The organism is Halobaculum sp. CBA1158, from assembly GCF_021431925.1.
GTDB lineage: Archaea > Halobacteriota > Halobacteria > Halobacteriales > Haloferacaceae > Halobaculum.
Window position 1 is genome coordinate 1,409,711 of the sequence record NZ_CP090371.1, and the last position, 15,649, is coordinate 1,425,359.

16 protein-coding genes are annotated in these 15,649 nt (G+C 70.3%); 8 read left to right on the forward strand and 8 right to left on the reverse strand.

What is annotated here, in order from left to right; genetic code table 11:
- Window positions 1–150 precede the first annotated feature (150 nt).
- The gene (locus Hbl1158_RS07420; RefSeq protein ID WP_234299409.1) at window positions 151–321 is read right to left on the reverse strand and encodes an HVO_0758 family zinc finger protein; all 171 of its coding nucleotides are present in this window, start codon (window positions 319–321) and stop codon (window positions 151–153) included.
- A 107-nt stretch (window positions 322–428) separates the two neighbouring features.
- Between Hbl1158_RS07420 and Hbl1158_RS07425 the strand changes: the two genes are divergently transcribed.
- Window positions 429–1,604 (forward strand): MFS transporter, encoded by a 1,176-nt coding sequence (locus Hbl1158_RS07425; RefSeq protein ID WP_255764201.1) that lies wholly within the window; start codon window positions 429–431, stop codon window positions 1,602–1,604.
- A 93-nt stretch (window positions 1,605–1,697) separates the two neighbouring features.
- Window positions 1,698–2,579: a VOC family protein gene (locus Hbl1158_RS07430; RefSeq protein WP_234299410.1), complete on the forward strand. Its 882-nt coding sequence runs from the start codon at window positions 1,698–1,700 to the stop codon at window positions 2,577–2,579.
- A 156-nt stretch (window positions 2,580–2,735) separates the two neighbouring features.
- Here the strand turns inward: Hbl1158_RS07430 and metG are convergent, their stop codons facing one another.
- On the reverse strand, window positions 2,736–4,871 hold the full coding sequence (metG, locus tag Hbl1158_RS07435; protein ID WP_234299411.1) for a methionine--tRNA ligase: 2,136 nt from the start codon (window positions 4,869–4,871) through the stop codon (window positions 2,736–2,738).
- Window positions 4,872–5,186: 315 nt separating this feature from the next.
- On the opposite strand from metG, the gene Hbl1158_RS07440 reads away from it, so the two are divergent.
- Window positions 5,187–5,657, forward strand: coding sequence for a YbaK/EbsC family protein (locus tag Hbl1158_RS07440; protein WP_234299412.1), 471 nt, complete (start codon window positions 5,187–5,189; stop codon window positions 5,655–5,657).
- A 168-nt stretch (window positions 5,658–5,825) separates the two neighbouring features.
- Entirely contained in the window at window positions 5,826–6,104 is a 279-nt protein-coding gene (locus Hbl1158_RS07445; protein ID WP_234299413.1) for a HalOD1 output domain-containing protein, read from the forward strand.
- Window positions 6,105–6,146: 42 nt separating this feature from the next.
- Here the strand turns inward: Hbl1158_RS07445 and Hbl1158_RS07450 are convergent, their stop codons facing one another.
- The gene (locus Hbl1158_RS07450) at window positions 6,147–6,839 is read right to left on the reverse strand and encodes a bacterio-opsin activator domain-containing protein (protein WP_234299414.1); all 693 of its coding nucleotides are present in this window, start codon (window positions 6,837–6,839) and stop codon (window positions 6,147–6,149) included.
- A 57-nt stretch (window positions 6,840–6,896) separates the two neighbouring features.
- Window positions 6,897–7,076, reverse strand: a complete 180-nt coding sequence (locus tag Hbl1158_RS07455; RefSeq protein ID WP_234299415.1) for a hypothetical protein — start codon at window positions 7,074–7,076, stop codon at window positions 6,897–6,899.
- 124 nt (window positions 7,077–7,200) lie between these two features.
- Between Hbl1158_RS07455 and Hbl1158_RS07460 the strand changes: the two genes are divergently transcribed.
- The 3 genes from Hbl1158_RS07460 (at window position 7,201) to Hbl1158_RS07470 (ending at window position 9,298) form a co-directional block, all read left to right on the forward strand.
- On the forward strand, window positions 7,201–7,536 hold the full coding sequence (locus Hbl1158_RS07460) for a hypothetical protein (protein ID WP_234299416.1): 336 nt from the start codon (window positions 7,201–7,203) through the stop codon (window positions 7,534–7,536).
- A gap of 126 nt (window positions 7,537–7,662) precedes the next feature.
- Complete coding sequence (locus tag Hbl1158_RS07465; RefSeq protein WP_234299417.1) at window positions 7,663–8,010, forward strand: helix-turn-helix domain-containing protein; 348 nt, start codon at window positions 7,663–7,665, stop codon at window positions 8,008–8,010.
- Between the two features lie 142 nt (window positions 8,011–8,152).
- Window positions 8,153–9,298: a site-specific DNA-methyltransferase gene (locus tag Hbl1158_RS07470; protein WP_234299418.1), complete on the forward strand. Its 1,146-nt coding sequence runs from the start codon at window positions 8,153–8,155 to the stop codon at window positions 9,296–9,298.
- A 92-nt stretch (window positions 9,299–9,390) separates the two neighbouring features.
- Here the strand turns inward: Hbl1158_RS07470 and Hbl1158_RS07475 are convergent, their stop codons facing one another.
- The 3 genes from Hbl1158_RS07475 to ppsA all read right to left on the reverse strand — a co-directional run bounded on the left by Hbl1158_RS07475 (window position 9,391) and on the right by ppsA (window position 13,618).
- Window positions 9,391–9,972, reverse strand: coding sequence for a VTT domain-containing protein (locus Hbl1158_RS07475; protein ID WP_234299494.1), 582 nt, complete (start codon window positions 9,970–9,972; stop codon window positions 9,391–9,393).
- A 126-nt stretch (window positions 9,973–10,098) separates the two neighbouring features.
- Window positions 10,099–11,196, reverse strand: coding sequence for a tyrosine decarboxylase MfnA (mfnA, locus tag Hbl1158_RS07480; protein ID WP_234299419.1), 1,098 nt, complete (start codon window positions 11,194–11,196; stop codon window positions 10,099–10,101).
- 70 nt (window positions 11,197–11,266) lie between these two features.
- On the reverse strand, window positions 11,267–13,618 hold the full coding sequence (gene ppsA, locus Hbl1158_RS07485; protein ID WP_234299420.1) for a phosphoenolpyruvate synthase: 2,352 nt from the start codon (window positions 13,616–13,618) through the stop codon (window positions 11,267–11,269).
- Between the two features lie 266 nt (window positions 13,619–13,884).
- Between ppsA and Hbl1158_RS07490 the strand changes: the two genes are divergently transcribed.
- The gene (locus Hbl1158_RS07490) at window positions 13,885–14,403 is read left to right on the forward strand and encodes a hypothetical protein (protein ID WP_234299421.1); all 519 of its coding nucleotides are present in this window, start codon (window positions 13,885–13,887) and stop codon (window positions 14,401–14,403) included.
- A gap of 177 nt (window positions 14,404–14,580) precedes the next feature.
- Here the strand turns inward: Hbl1158_RS07490 and Hbl1158_RS07495 are convergent, their stop codons facing one another.
- The gene (locus Hbl1158_RS07495) at window positions 14,581–15,606 is read right to left on the reverse strand and encodes a PhzF family phenazine biosynthesis protein (protein WP_234299422.1); all 1,026 of its coding nucleotides are present in this window, start codon (window positions 15,604–15,606) and stop codon (window positions 14,581–14,583) included.
- Between the last annotated feature and the right edge of the window lie 43 nt (window positions 15,607–15,649).

Consider the following 15,649-nt stretch of genomic DNA (forward strand, 5'->3'; position numbering starts at 1 on the left):
GAGGCGAACCGGCCGACCGACGTCGGCGGAACTGCACGGAGCGAATCCCGAGACGAGACAGCGAGAACGGAGACGGAGACGCCGGAGGGGACGGAGGGGACGGAGAGAGCGGAGGGGCGGGATCGAGCGTGTCGGCCCTCTGGGGCGATGTCAGCGAAGCTCCTTCCACTCGCGGTCGCAGTCCGGACAGTTCCGGATCGAGTACACCTCGTCTGGGGGGTTCTGCTTGGCGAGCGACTGGCCGCACTCGGCGCAGGTGAGTCGCCCGTAGTTGTCCTTCTCTAACTCTCCCTCCCGAAGCCCCTTCCGTGTCGATTTCACGGTCGACCTTGTGTGGGGGAGGCAAAAAACACGGCGACGCGTGCGAGCCCTGCACACGCCGCCGCCGAGTCGGAAGGCTTGACTCCGAACCGCGTTCACGTTCGCGTGTGTCACGGGGACGGTTGTTCGGAACGCTGTGCGGGGCGGTGTTCCTCGTCAATATGGCCCGCGTCGTGTTCGCCCCCCTGCTGTCGGAGTTCATCGACGCCTTCGGGATCGGCGAGGCGACCGCGGGCCTGCTGGTCACACTCGTGTGGGTCGGTAGCGCCGCCCCTCGCCTTCCGGTCGGGTGGCTGCTCACCCGCGTCCCCCGTCACTACGTCGTCCTCGCGGCCGGCGTCGTGTTGACGCTGGCGTCGACGTTCGCGACCCTCGCGCCCGGCATCGAGGTGCTGATGGTCGCGGCGGTGGGGATGGGACTCGCATCGGGCGTCTACTTCATCGCGGGCAACACGCTCGTCTCGGAGCTGTTCCCCGAGACCGTGGGGCGAGTGATGGGGATCCACGGCACGGCGAGCCAACTGGCGGCGGTCGCGGCCGCGCCGTTCGCCACGGTCGCGCTCGGGCTCACCATCGAGGCGGTCGCGGGCTGGCGCGCCGTCTTCGCCGCCCTCGCGGTCGCGGCCGCGGCGATCACGGGGCTGTTGTGGCTCGCGACTCGCCGTGCGGACCTGCCGGAGGCCGGGGCCGAGGATCGCGACCTCCTCTGGGCCGCCCGAATCGAATGGAGAACCATCGTCACCGGCGTCCTCATCCTCGGGATCGCGGGGTTCGTCTGGCAGGGCGTGTTCAACTTCTACGAGCTGTACATGCTCGACAAGGGGCTGCCGCCGTCGGTCGCGCGAAACGCGCTCACGATCGTCTTCGGTGCCGGGGTCCCGGCGTTCCTCGTCTCAGGCCGCCTCGCCGACCGACTCCCGCACGTGCCGTACCTGCTGGCCGTGCTCGCGGCGTTTATCGCGTGCCTGTTCGCGCTGGTTTCGGTCTCCGGGCTCGTCCCGCTGCTCGTCGTGTCGGCGGTGACGGGGTACGTCATCCACTCGCTGTTTCCCGCGATGGACACCTACCTCCTCGACACCCTCCCCGACGCGACCCGGGGGTCGGCGTACGCCGTCTACTCGGCGTCGATGATGCTCGTGCAGGCGGCCGGCTCGTCCGTGGTCGGCGCGCTCCGCGGGGCCGGCTTCGCGTACGACCTCGTCTTCGGCGTCGCCGCCGGCGGACTCGTCGTGCTCCTCGTCGGACTGATGCTGGCTCAGCGAGCCTCCTGGCTGCCGGAGTGAGTCGTCGTCGCTGACGACGACACCGTCGCCGTCCCGAACCGTCCCCGCCGGCACCGCCAGCGATTTGCGGCGCTCCCGCGTACCTCCCGACGGATGACTCTCTCGCCGCTTCCCGACGACACGCGACTCGGTCGCGTGACCTTGGCCGTCTCTGATCTCGACGCGGTAACGGGGTTCTACCGCGACGCAGTCGGCCTTCGGGTCCGCCACAGCGACGGCGACCGCGCCGTGCTGGGGACCGCCGAGCGCGACCTCCTCGTCCTCGAGTGCGACCGGGAAACCGGTCCCCGTCCCGCCGACGCGGCGGGACTGTTCCACACCGCGTTCCTGTTCTCCGATCGGGGTGCCCTCGGCGACGCGCTCGCCCGCGTCCGCGACGCCGGCGGCGATCTCACGGGGGCGTCCGACCACGGCGTCAGCGAGGCGCTGTACCTGCGCGATCCCGAGGGCAACGGCGTCGAACTCTACCGCGACCGACCGCGCGCGGAGTGGCCCGAGTCCGACGGCGAGGTCGCGATGGACACGCTCCCGCTCGACGTGGACGCCCTCTCGGCCGACCGCGCGGGCGACGCGGACGCCGCGGGCGACTCCGCACCCGACGGGACCGCGGTCGGGCACGTCCACCTCGAAGTGACGGACGTCGACGCCGCCGAGTCGTTCTACGTCGACGGACTCGGGTTCGACGTGCGCCAGCGCTGGGAGCGCGAGGCGCTGTTCGTCGCCGCCGGCGGCTACCATCATCACGTCGGGCTCAACACGTGGAACGGACGGTCCGCTCCCGCCTCCGGACGGGGGCTGTCGGCGTTCGAGGTCGTCGTGCCCGACGCGAACGCGCTCGATAGCGTGCGCGAATCGCTCGCCGACGCCGGCGTCGAGGTTGCCGACGACGCCGACGAGACCGGGGAAGACGACGGCGACGCAGCGCTCCGCGTCCGCGACCCCGACGGGATCGGCGTGCGGATCGTCGCGGAATAACCCATCCTCCGAAACCGTGTCGCGACGAACTCACCATTCGCTATCGCGGTATTCGGTTTACTCACTCGGAACCCGCTCGTTCGTGCGACGGTCGCGTTTCCGAGCGATCGCTATACTTCGAGAGATTCGTGGAGAAAACACCGCAGCCGGAGGCGACTACCGGATCTTCGTGCCCAGCGGCGCGTCGCCGTGGGTTGTGAGCAGGTCCGCGTCCTCGCCGGCCGCGAGCACCATCCCGTTCGACTCGACGCCGAACAGCTCCGCTTTCTCCAGGTTCGCGACGATCACGACGCGGGTGCCCGGCAGCGAGTCGACGTCGTGGAGCTGTTTGAGGCCGGCGACGATCTGGCGTTCCTCGACCCCGATGTCCACCGTGAGTCGAACCAGTTCGTCCGCGCCCTCGATCCCCTCGGCGTCGACGATCTCGCCGACGCGGAGGTCGAGTTCCTGGAACTCCTCGAAGCCGATGCGCTCGTCCGCCACGGGGGGCAGGTCGCTCACGGCCGACTGGGCGTCCGCGTCGACCTCGTCGGTTTCGGTTTCCGTCCGGTCGTCCTGCGCTTCCTCGGCGGCGTCGTCGTCGGCCGCGGCCTCGGCGACGCGCGACTCCAGCTTCTCGTTGAGTTCCTCGACGCGCTCGTCTTCGATCTTCTCGTAGAGTTCCTCGGGCGCGCCGAAGTCGCGCGGCGGGGCCTCGAGCGCGGCGTCGGTCGTCGCGTCGTGGACCGAGCCGTCCTCGCCGAGTTGGGTCCACAGTCGCTCGCTCGTGTCGGGCGCGACCGGCTCGAACAGGACCGCGATCGCCTTGGCGATCTGGACGCAGTCGCGGATGACCTGCGCGGCCGCCTCGTCGTCCTCGCCGACGAGGTTCCACGGCTCCTCCCGCTGGATGTACTCGTTGCCGAAGCGGGCCAGTTCGACGGTCGCGTTGCCGACGGCGCGCACGGAGTAGCCGTTGACGCCGGCCGCGAAGTCGTCGATCGCCTCCTCGATGCGAGCCTCGACCTCGTCGCTGACTTCGGCCTCGGGCGTCCCCTCGAAGTTGCGGTGGGCGAACAGCAGCGAGCGGTACAGGAAGTTCCCGACCGTGCCGACGAGTTCGTTGTTGACGCGGTCGCGGAACTTCTCCCACGAGAAGTCGACGTCCTGCTGGAACCCGCCGTTGGTGGCGAGGTAGTAGCGCAGCAGGTCCGGGTGGAAGCCCTCGTCGAGGTACTCGCGGGCCCACACCGCCCGGTTGCGAGAGGTGGAGAAGCCGTCGCCGTCGAGCGTCATGAAGCCGCTCGCCATCACCGCCCGTGGCTCGACGTAGTCGACGCCGTGGAGCATCGCGGGCCAGAACACGGTGTGGTGCTGGATGATGTCACGGCCGATGACGTGGACGACTTCGCCGTCCTCGCGCCACGCACGCTCCCAGTCGTACTCGTCGCTGCCGACGCGCTCGCTGTACTGCTTCGTCGAGGAGACGTACTCGATCGGCGCGTCGACCCAGACGTACAGGACCAGGTCGCTCTCGCCCTCGCCGTCGATTTCGGGGTAGTTGATCCCCCAGTCCATGTCGCGGGTGATACACCAGTCGCGGAGGCCGTCCTCCAGCCATCCGCGGGGCTGGTTGCGCGCGTTGGCGGTCCCCTCGAGTCGGTCGAGAAAGCCCGAGAGGTACTCCTCGAACTCCGAGACGCGGAAGAACTTGTGCATCTGATCGCGGTACTCCGCGGGGTTGCCGGTCACCGTCGAGCGCGGCTCCTCGATCTCGCCGGGCTCGAGGTGGCGACCGCAGCCCTCGTCGCACTCGTCGCCGCGGGCGAGTTCGCCGCAGTACGGGCAGGTCCCCTCGACGTAACGGTCCGGCAGCGACTGCTCCGCCTCGGGGTCGTACGCGACCTTGATCTCCTTCTCGTAGACGTGGCCGTTCTCCTCCAGCGTGCGGACGAACTCCTGCGTGAGTTCGGTGTTCGTCGCGTCGTGCGTGTGGCCGTAGTTGTCGAAGTCGACGTCGAACCGCGGGAAGGTCTCCTCGTACTGTTCGTGCCACGCGAGCGCGAACTCCTCGGGCGACGTGTCCTCCTTCTCGGCGTTGACCGCGACGGGGGTGCCGTGCATGTCGGACCCGCAGACGAACGCGGTCTCCTGGCCGAGCGATTCCAGCGCTCGCGCGTACACGTCGCCGCCGACGTACGTCCGGAGGTGGCCGATGTGGAGGTCGCCGTTGGCGTACGGCAACCCGCAGGTGACCACCGCCGGCGCGTCCGCGGGGAACGCCTCGCGCGCGTGAGTGTCCTTGTTGCTCATGGATGTCGTGTCGTGGATGCGGGCCTAAAGCCCGCCGAATCGGGCGAACGGTCCCCGCCTGTGGGCGTCGTCGATCGACTCCGCGAACCCGTCGGGGGCGGCGCGCCGGGATTCACGCCGCCGCCGACGCGACCCCGCTACGGGTCGCGACGACACCGAACGCTCCGCCCGGCGCTGGAGAACCCGCGCATACGCATCGTGTCAGCCGGGCGAGTCACGGTCCGTCGAAGGACTCGATCGTACTTGCCTCTGACGATCGTGTGCATGGGTGTCACGTTCCGTACCTACTTGAGTGTCGGTCGAGGTCTGGACGGTATGCACGCCAGCGCCGCACGATTCGCCGAACGCGTCAGCGAGGAGTACGGGTTCGAGGCCGACATCGAGGAGTTCCCCGACGGGACGAAGACCGCCGCCGACGCCGCCGAGGCCGTCGGCTGTTCGGTCTCGCAGATCGTCAAGAGCATCGTCCTCGTCGCCGACGGCGAGGTGATCGTCGTGCTCACCGCCGGTGACAACCGCGTCGACACGGACGCGCTCGCCTCGGAACTGGGGGTGGGGTCGGTCCGAACCGGGAACCCCGAGGAAGTGAAAGCTGCGACCGGGTGGAGCATCGGCGGGGTCCCGCCCTTCGGACACGAGTCGGACGTGGCGACGTACCTCGACGAGTCGCTGCTCGACCGCGACCGTATCTGGGCCGCCGCGGGAACCCCGGACGCCGTGTTCGCGCTGTCTCCCGACCGGCTGCGCTCGATCGCGGACCCGGAGCCGACGACGGCGTTCGAGTGACGTAAATCGAATGCCGCGATACGAAATCGGCTCGGACGCGCCCGCACGGACCGGGGAGTCCCTCGTCGTCCTCCGTGAACCGCACGTGGATCGACGACGGACCCTTGAACTGTAGGGAATCGAACTATGATCGGAGCGGTCGACTCACTATTCGGGAGTCCGCTTCGAATGTCAAACGAGCCAGCTAGTCGGGGAAACTTCGGGGAGGGCCGGCAGCTATCGAACATCATTCTCGAGTCCGTCACGGAGGTGACCGGGACCGACCCCTCCAGGCTTCCGCCGCTGTATCACGCTGTCGACCCCGACGCATTGGATCGGGTGTTCGCGAGTGACGAGCGAACCGGAGAGCGATTGGGCGACGGGCACGTCACGTTCGTCTATCACGACTGCGTCGTCACGGCCCACGCGGACGGTCGAGTGACCGTAGAACCGATCGACGGCGGTTAGGCGCATGCCCGAACCGGTTCGCGACTCGCTCGAGTCAGCGACTTAGCGTCCGTCGAACAGCGCCGCGACGAGGGTCCGCTCGGCGGCGTGGACGTGCTCGGAAAACGTCGCCGAAGTGATGCCGAGTTCCGCCGCCACCTCCTCTCCCGTGCACTCGCGTGGCCAGTCGTAGTAGCCGGCCTCGAAGGCCGTCCGGAGGACCTCGCGCTGGCGGTCGGTGAGGCGCTCCGCCAGCGTTCGGTGCAGCGTCGCCCGCGAGATCAGCGGCGTCATCGACGGCTTCGACCGCTTCGACGCCAGCGTCGCCTCGGGCGTCTCGTCGAGGAACGTCCCGACGAGCGTCGCGGCGTCGGCGTCGGCCGGGATCTCGGCGACGATGCTGCCCCGGCCGCTCGTCCCCCGGACGGTCTGCGGGAGCGCGCCCAGTTCCGCCAGCCGACGCGCCGGACAGTCACCGGACACCAGGAACTCCAACAGGCCACCGTCCCGGTACGTCTCGACGATCGAGACCTCCGTCCGTTCGTGTACGGACGCGAGCGCCTCGATATCCTCGGGATCGGCGTCGATCGCGTTGAAGAACTCGGCGTACCGGCCGTCAGATCGTGGAAGTAGCTTGGCGAGTTCGAGGGTACAGTCCGCGACCGCGGACGCTCGGAGGAACGGATACGCCGACCGCTCGAAGCTGAACTCCACTTCCAGCACGGTCTCGTTGGCCTCGGCGCTCGTTCCGGACATACCCCCCGATTCGTGGCCGAATCGATGAGCCTTTCGGGCGTTCCACCCGCCCCGGGCTCAGCCGATCGTGACCGTCTCCGAGATCGTCCGGTCGCCGTTGAGCGTCACGGCGACCCCGTACTCGCCGGGTTCCTCGGGGTTGTCGACGGCGGGGTAGCGGACGACGACGGTGTCACCCGACTCGAGCGTGTAGTCGGTGTCGAGCGCGACCGTGAACGAGTAGTCGTTCGTGTTCACGCCGCTGATCGCGACCGATCCCGCCGTTGATGCCTGAGTTCGCCTATCCTCTCCGATCGCGCCGAGTCGCTGTCGCCGTCCGCGAGTCGATCAGTTCAACCCCGCCCGCGCGCTGGCTTCGGGCGTGACTCTCATCGACTCGCTCCCGCCGCGTCCGCTCCGCTCGGCGGAGCTGGAAGCGCTTCGCGACGCCGAGCGCGTCACCGAGGCGGCACCGCTCGGCGTCGACAGCGCGGGGCGAAGCCCCGCGAGCAGCCGGACGGAGTCCGGCGACGACGACGCGATCCGCGCGCTGGCCGTACAGGCAGGCGAGACGATCCACGGCCTCGCTTACGACTCGGAGTCCGGATGGACCGTCGTCGAAAGCCGGGAGGCCGGCGACCCCGAGGACCTGGCGGCCGTCCGCGACGCGCTCAAGAGCTGGGAGGCCCGCCGGGCCGCCGTCGGCGACGGGGAGTAGCCGCCGGGCCGTCCCACGAGCGTCCCTGCTCACCGACCTCGAGTGATGGCGTCGCGACACTCGGTGTCTCGACGCAACCCGGTGCAGATACGAACTACTATATCCGAGCGCGACGTAGCCAGTAGTATGGCAGTAGAGGAGCCGACGGCGGTGGAGTCGCTCGACGCCGGACCGTGTCCCATCGTCGACGCGCTCGAACAGGTGGGGTCGCGCTGGCGACTGGTGGTGCTGCACGACCTTCAGGAGGGCGAAAAGCGGTTCAACGAACTGAAGCGGTCGACCGACGCCAGCGCGCGGACGCTCTCGCGCGTGCTCGACGACCTTCGCGAGATGGGGTTCGTCGAGAAGCGGATGGAGCCGGACGCGCCCGTGGCGACGTTCTACTCCCTCACCGCGAAGGGCGAGTCGCTGTCGCCGGTGTTCGACGAGGTCGAGTCCTGGGCGGGCGAGTGGCTCGAGGACTGCGCCGAGTAGCGTCGCGCCGGCGGGCGGACCCTCGGCCGTCGCGTCCGGTCGTCGGCCACGGGTCACGGCTCCCGGGTACCGATCGACCGATCGACCGGTCGGATCGCCCGGGTTTATGTCCCCGCCCGTTCGCGGGCGAACCGATGAGACGATGAGCGACGGCGGCGAGCCCGATCTCTCTCCGAGTCGCGCCCGAGCGGGAACGCCGGGGGTCGACGACGCCTTCGAGACGACGCACGCCGTGAGCGTCGGCGACGCCCGGGCGCTCCCGCTGCCGGACGACAGCGTCGAGTTGGTCGTCACGTCGCCGCCGTATCCGATGGTCGAACAGTGGGACGACCTGTTTCGGGACCTCGGCGAGAGCGTCGAGGGGTCGCTCTCGGCGGCCGAGGATGGCGACCCCGCGGCCGCCGAGCGCGCCTTCGAGGCGATGCACGACGCGCTGGCTCCGGCGTGGGCAGAGGTCGCGCGCGTGCTCGCGCCCGGCGGCGTCGCCTGCGTCACCGTCGGCGATGCGACCCGGTCGCTGGGCGGGCGCTTCCGGCTGTGGGACAACGGCGGTCGCGTCGCCGACGCCCTCGAGAGCCGGGGGCTCGACCGCCTCCCGGGCGTGCTCTGGCACAAGCCGACGAACTCGCCGACGAAGTTCATGGGCAGCGGCACCCTCCCCCCGAACGCCTACGTCACGCTCGAGCACGAGCGCGTCCTCGTGTTCCGGAACGGGACGCGGCGCTCGTTCCCCGCCGGCGACGAGGCGCGCTACGCGTCGGCGTTCTTCTGGGAGGAGCGCAACCGCTGGTTCTCGGAGTCGTGGGAGGGGCTCGCGGGCGCAGACCAGTCGCTCGGCGGGACCGCCGCCCGCGACCGCTCGGCCGCGTTCCCGTTCGAACTCCCCTACCGACTCGTGAACATGTACTCGACGTACGGCGACCGCGTGCTCGATCCCTTCTGGGGGACGGGGACGACGACGCTAGCGGCGATGGCCGCCGGCCGCGACTCGGTCGGGGTCGAACGCGACCCGGCGCTCGTCCCCGCTTTCGACGAGCGCGTCGCCGACCTCCCCGAGCGCTCGCGCGAGCGCGGGCGTCGCCGCCTGCGCGACCACCGGACGTTCGTGGCCGAGCGCGACGAGGAGCCGGGATACGAGGCGACCCACTACGAGTTCCCGGTGGTCACGAAGGCCGAGCGCGACCTCCGCGTGTACGCGGCTGAGGCCGTACGGGCGACGCCGCTGGGGTATCGCGTCCGCCACAGCCCCGTCTGCGACCCCGAACTCGAACGCGACTCCGACGGGTGAGTTCGTCGGGGAGAAAAGCGAGATACCGATCGCTGCCGGGACCGTTCTCTGCCGGGACCGTTCTCTGCCGGAACCGATCTCCCTCGGGACGCCTAGAACAGCCCGAGGGTGGCCGAGCCGGCCCCGAACAGGCCGAGCGTCACGAGCAGTCGGCCGACGCTCCCGACGAACGTCGCGATCGCGAACCGGACGTAATCCCGCTCCAGCACGGCGAACGCGTAGATCGACAGGGTGTCCGGGAAGAAGGGGACGCACAGCGCCAGCGCCAGGCCGCCGTACCCGTAGCGGCGCGCGAGTTCGACCGTGGCCGACTCCGACCACTCAATCACGTCGAACCGAGAGTTTCGCAGCCACCGGATGAGCGGGCCGGACTGCTTGGCCTCCTGGCCGATGTGAAACGCGAACACCGAGCCGGCGGCCTTCCCGACGCCCGACACGAGGATGATGAGCGTGAGGCGAAGCCAGCCGGGGACGCCGAGGTTCAGCGGCGCGAGCAGGACGACCTCGCTGACGCCCGGTAGCGCGAACGCGATCAGGAACGAGTAGACGAAGATGATCCCGAGCCCGGTCCACCCGGTCGCGGTCTCGACCAGTCGGGAGAGCCAGCCGAAGTCGGGCCACCAGCCGAGGTCGGTGGCCAGCAGTACCGGTCCGAGCGGATCCGCCCCCAGCAGATCCGCGGCGGCCGCGAGCGGAACGGGAGGGACTGTCACGAGTGCACCGCGGGGGCACCGCAGAATAAGTGCGGTGGTTCCCGGCGGGGTCCGCGGGTGGTCGTCGCGGACGCCGTTCCCGACCGGCTACCGGATCTCGTCGAGGTCGTCGAGAAACGCCGCCAGCGACTCGCGGGTGACGTGCGGCATGAGGACGACGCGCGCCTCGCCGGAGCCGGTCCGCGAGAGCCGCCAGCCCAGCTCCCGAAGCGCGGTGAACGCCCCGGGCGCGAGGTCGAACGCCACCAGCGGAAGCTCCGGGTCGACGACGCGGTCGACGCGACCGCGGAGTTCGTCGGCGAACCACGCGGCCAACTCGTCGGCGCGCTCGTACTCCTCGCGGTAGCCGTCGGGCCACAGCGCCGAAAGCGCCGCGACCGCGCTCGCGACGCCCGCGCCCGACCGAGTGCCGGTGAGGCTGGCCTGGGCGGTCGTCTCCAGGTACGGCGTCTCCACGGCGAGGGCGTCCAGGGCGGCGCGGTCGCGCGCGAGCAGTCCGCCGGCGGGCACCGCCGCGCGCCCGACCTTGTGAGGGTCGATCGTCACCGTCGAGACGCCGTCGACGCCGAAGTCCCAGTCGTGTCCCGAGAACGGGAGGTAGAACCCGCCCCAGGCGGCGTCGACGTGGAGCGGGACGCCGGCGTCGACCGCGAGGTCCGCCATCGCGGGGATCGGGTCCACGCGACCGTACTCCGTCGATCCCGCGACGGCGACGACGAGCGCGGCGTCGTCGTCGAGGGCGGCGGCGACGGCGTCTGCGTCGGCCCGGCCGTCGTCGTCGGTCGGCACGGTCCGGAGGCGTACGTCGAGCACGGACGCGGCCTTGTGGAAACTGAAGTGGGCCGATTCGGGGACGACGACGACCGGATCGTCGGCGTCGGCGCGCTCGCGCGCCGAGCGGACTGCCTGAACGTTCGATTCGGTGCCGCCGGTGGTGACGTAGCCGTGTGACGAGACGTCGGACTCGACGGCTCCCTCGGCGTCCGCGAGTCCGGTTATCTCCGCGAGCGCGCCGACGGCCTCGCGCTCCAGGTCCGCGATCGTCTCGTACGTCGCCGGGTCGCCGGGGTTCGTCGCGAGAAAGCGCTCGGCCGCCCGCCGCGCCGCCGGGTGCGGCTCGGTGCACATCGAGGAGAGCACGCGCTCGAACGACTGCGGGCGTCGTTCGTCGACGGGCGACTGCATTGCCGTACCGACGGGGTGAACGGGAGTTAGGGGTTGCGCTTTCGGGCGTCGGGTTCGCGTCCGACGACGGTCAGCGCACGTCGTCGAGGATCAGCTTCTGCTCGGTGCGCTTGACCTCGTGTTGCACGTCGCGGACGGCGTCGATGTTCGCGGAGATGCTCGTGACGCCCTCCTCGACGAGGAAGTCGACCATCTCGGGCTTCGAGCCGGCCTGCCCGCAGATGCTCGTGTCCACGTCGAGTTCGCGACACGTCTCGATCACCTCGCCGATGAGCGAGAGGACCGTCGGGTGAAGCTCGTCGAATCGGTCGGCGACGTTGCTGTTGTTGCGGTCGACCGCGAGCGTGTACTGCGTGAGGTCGTTCGTCCCGAAGGAGGCGAAGTCGATGCCGCACTCGGCCAACTCCTCGATGGCGAGCGCGCTCGCGGGCGTCTCGATCATCACGCCCCAGCGGCGCTTCGCGGGGTCGATGCCGACGGCCTCCATGTGGCCCTTGGCGGCCTCCACGTCGTCGGCGTCGTTCACCAGCGGGAGCATCAGCTCGACGTTGTCGTAGCCCATCTCGTAGAGCCGCTTGAACGCCGTCAGCTCCTGGCGGAACACGTCGGTCTTGTCGAGCGACCGGCGGATCCCGCGCCACCCCATCATCGGGTTGTGCTCGTCGGGCTCGGTCTCCCCGCCCTCCAACTCGCGGAACTCGTCGGTCGGAGCGTCGAGGGTGCGGGCGCGGACGGGCCGGGGGTAGAACTCCTCGGCGACCTCGCGGATGCCCTCGACCAGTTCCTCGACGTACGCGTCAGCGCCGTTGTCCGCGATGAACTTCTCGGGCGTGACGCCCAGCGACAGCACCATGTGCTCGATCCGCAGGAGGCCGACGCCGTCCGCGCCCGTCGCTGCGGCGCGTTCTGCGGCCTCCGGGATGGAGACGTTCACCTTCACCTCCGTCGCGGTCATCGGCTTGACCGGCGTCTCGGGGCGCACGGCCTCGACGGGTTCGTGCTCGTCCTCGCCGCGTTCGGCGGCGCTGCCCCGGCGGATCGTCCCCTTGTCCCCGTCGATGGTGACGACCTGGCCGTCCGAGAGCGCGCTCGTCGCCGAGCCGGTCCCGACGACCGCCGGGACGCCGAGTTCGCGCGAGACGATGGCCGCGTGGCTGGTCATGCCGCCCTCGTCGGTGACGATACCGACCGCGCGCTTCATCGCGGGCACCATGTCCGGCATCGTCATCTCGGTGACGATGAGGTCGCCCTCCTTCACCTGGTCGAGGTGGTCGAGCTTCGTGACGATGCGCACCTCGCCGGAGACGATCCCCGGCGACGCGCCGAGCCCCCGGAACAGGACCTCGTCGTCGCCCTCGCCGCCGTCGGTCCCCGTCGCGGTCGCGCCCGCGACGGTCTCCGCGTCGGAGCCGCCGTTGGTGACGCTCGCGCGCTCCGTGCTCGAGGGGTCGGTTCCGGTCCCGCCCGCCGAGTCGGAGATGGTCGTGATCGGACGCGACTGGAGCATGTACACCTCGCCGTCGTGGATCGCCCACTCCACGTCCTGCGGGTCGCCGTAGTGGTCCTCGACCCGCCGCCCTAGCTCGACGAGTCGCTCGATCTCGGCGTCCGTGAGCACGCGTTCCTCACGCTTCTCGTCGGAGACCGCACGCTCGACGGTCTCGCCCGTCTCGAGGTCCTTCTCCATGAGGATCTTCTTGTCGGCGACGGTCACGTCCTCGACGGCCGCCGTCTCGCGGTCGACGACGTAGTTGTCGGGGGAGACAGAGCCGGAGACGACCGCTTCGCCCAGTCCCCACGCGGCCTCGATGATGATCTCGGGCTCCCCCGTCGAGGGGTGGGAGGTGAACATCACGCCGGACTTCTCGGCGTCGACCATCCGCTGGACGACGACCGCGATGTCGACCTCCGAGTGCGGGAAGCCCTGTCGCTGGCGGTAGTAGATCGCGCGCTGGGAGAACAGCGACGCCCAGCACTCCTTGACGCGCTCGATCAGCGCGTCCTCGCGGACGTTGAGGAACGTCTCCTGCTGGCCGGCGAAGGAGGCGTCGGGGAGGTCCTCCGCGGTCGCCGACGACCGCACGGCGACGAACGCCCCCTCGTCGCCGTCGGCCATCGACCGATAGGCCTCGAGGATCCCCTCGCGGACGGACTCGGGGAGCTCCGTCCCGAGGATAAGCTCGCGGGCCGCCTCCTCGGCCGCGCGCAGCTCGGCGGAGTCCTCGGGGTCGATGTCGACGGCCGCGAACAGCTCCTCGTCGATGCCGGCCTCCTCGATGAACGTCCGGTAGGTACCCGCGGTCACCACGAACCCCGGCGGAACCGGGAGGCCCGCGCCGGTCAACTCGCCCAACGAGGCCCCTTTCCCGCCGACGGTATCCAGGTCGTCGGCGGAAACGTCGTCCAGCCAAAGTACAGCCATTTCGTACGAGAACGGTCCCCGGACGTGACCAAGAAGGTTCCGACAGGCGCAACCGTTCGGGAGTCTGTACTCGGTTCTGAGTACCGCTGCGCCGCGTTCGACCGGTCTCGGCGTCTCGGCCGATCCGGGGGCGATCTTGGGGCGATTCAGGAGCGATCCGAGGGTAATCCGAGGGTGATCCGGGCGGACTAACCGGCGGCGATGGACCGGCATCTCAGGGGACGCGGATCGCGAACTTTTCGACGCCGGCCGTCTCATCACGGGGCATGAGCGATCAGTCGTCTCCCGACGATCCGCCCGAGGAGCCGTACCTCGCGGCGGCCGCGGCCGACCGCTGGGACGTGCTCCGCTACGAGGAAGAGCACGGGGCGGTCCACCGGGTGGTTCCGGCGGGCGCGGGGTCGTCCGTCGTGACGACCTACCGACGGCGGGCGCGGTCGCGACGGCGGATCGTCCTCGCGATCGTTCCGATCGCAGCGGTCGGCCTGCCGGCGGCGGGCTGGCTGCTCGCCGCCTGGTACGGCTTGGCCGTCGGCGCGGTCACGGCCGCCATCACCGCGGCGATCATCGTCCGCAGGCGCGTGGGGGAGGACCCCGACGAGTGGACCGACGTGCCCGAGGTGATCGACGCCAGCGCCAGCGCCGAGACCGCCCGGTCCTACGGACTGGAGAACGAGGCGACGATCCGCGAGGCGAGGGCCTACCTCGACGCCAACCCGGAGGCGAGGCCGGAGCGCTCGCCCGAGGACGCGCTCGAGGCCGCGAGCGGACGCGACCGGACGTAGTGGGTTGATATCGACCGGTCCGAACTGATCTGTGGAGATCCCAAGAAGACGGAACGAATCGGAGGATTTTGACTGAGACGGGGTAACGAGGCGGCTCCGACGAGGCGGCTCCAACGAAGCGACTCCGACGAGGCGGATCCGACGAACCGGTCTCGGCGGCCGGGTCGCTTCCGGCGGTCAGACCTCGATGATCTCGTCGTCCTCGCTCTCGGGCACCCTGACCGATCCCGCGAACGACGTGACCGCGTCGCCGCCGACGGTCGGCCGGTCGCCGGTGGCGCGGACGCGGACGCGACCCGGCCGGTCGACGTAGTGGCCCTGCTCGAACACCATCTCCTCGGGCGTGTCGTCGGCGTCGGCCGGGCCGGCGGGCGTGCCGGGGGCGTCGCTGGCGTCGCCGCCGCTGAAGGCCGCGAAGTGATCGAGGTACGCCCCGCAGGCACCGCTGGCCGTGCCCGTCACGGGGTCCTCGTCGATGCCGCTACCGGGGACGAAACACCGGCCGTGGAGCGTCGCGTCCGCCCCGAGCGCGTCGAAGGTGAACGCGTACACGCCGGCGGCGTCGTGCTCCTCGGCGAGGCTCTCGACGGCGTCGAAGTCGGGGGCCATGTCGCCGAGGTGTTCGAGGAAGTTCACCGGGACGACGAGGAACGGCAGGCCCGAGGAGGCGTACGCGACCGGGAGGTCCGCGCCGATGTCGCGGAAGGCGGCGCTGTCGACGCCGAGCACGTCGCCGAGGCGGTCGTAGTCGACGGCCACCTCGTACACCGTCGGGGCGTTCTGCGTCATCCACACGCGCCCCTCGTCGGTCACCGTTATCTCGATGACGCCCACGTTCGTCTCCAGGGTGTGCGTGCCGGCGTCAATGACGCCCGTCTCGAACAGGCGGGCGTGGGCGGCGACGGTCGCGTGCCCGCAGAGGTCGACCTCTGTGGTCGGGGAGAAGTAGCGCACCCGGCGCTCGGCGGCCTCCGAGGGGCGGAGAAACGCCGTCTCGCTGACGGCGAACTCGCGGGCGATCGCCTGCATCTGCTCGGCGTCGAGTCCGGACGCGTCGGCGACGACGCCGGCGGCGTTGCCGGCCGTCGGTTCGGTCGTGAACGCGTCGACGAGGGCGGCATCCCGGCGGTCGACGCCGTCGGCGTCGCCGGCCGCGGACGCGTCGTCGGCGTCGGCGTCGGAGTTGGAGTCGGAGTCCGTCATGTCCGTCCGTCGGGTCGGCCGCGACAAAACATCACGTGGTCCC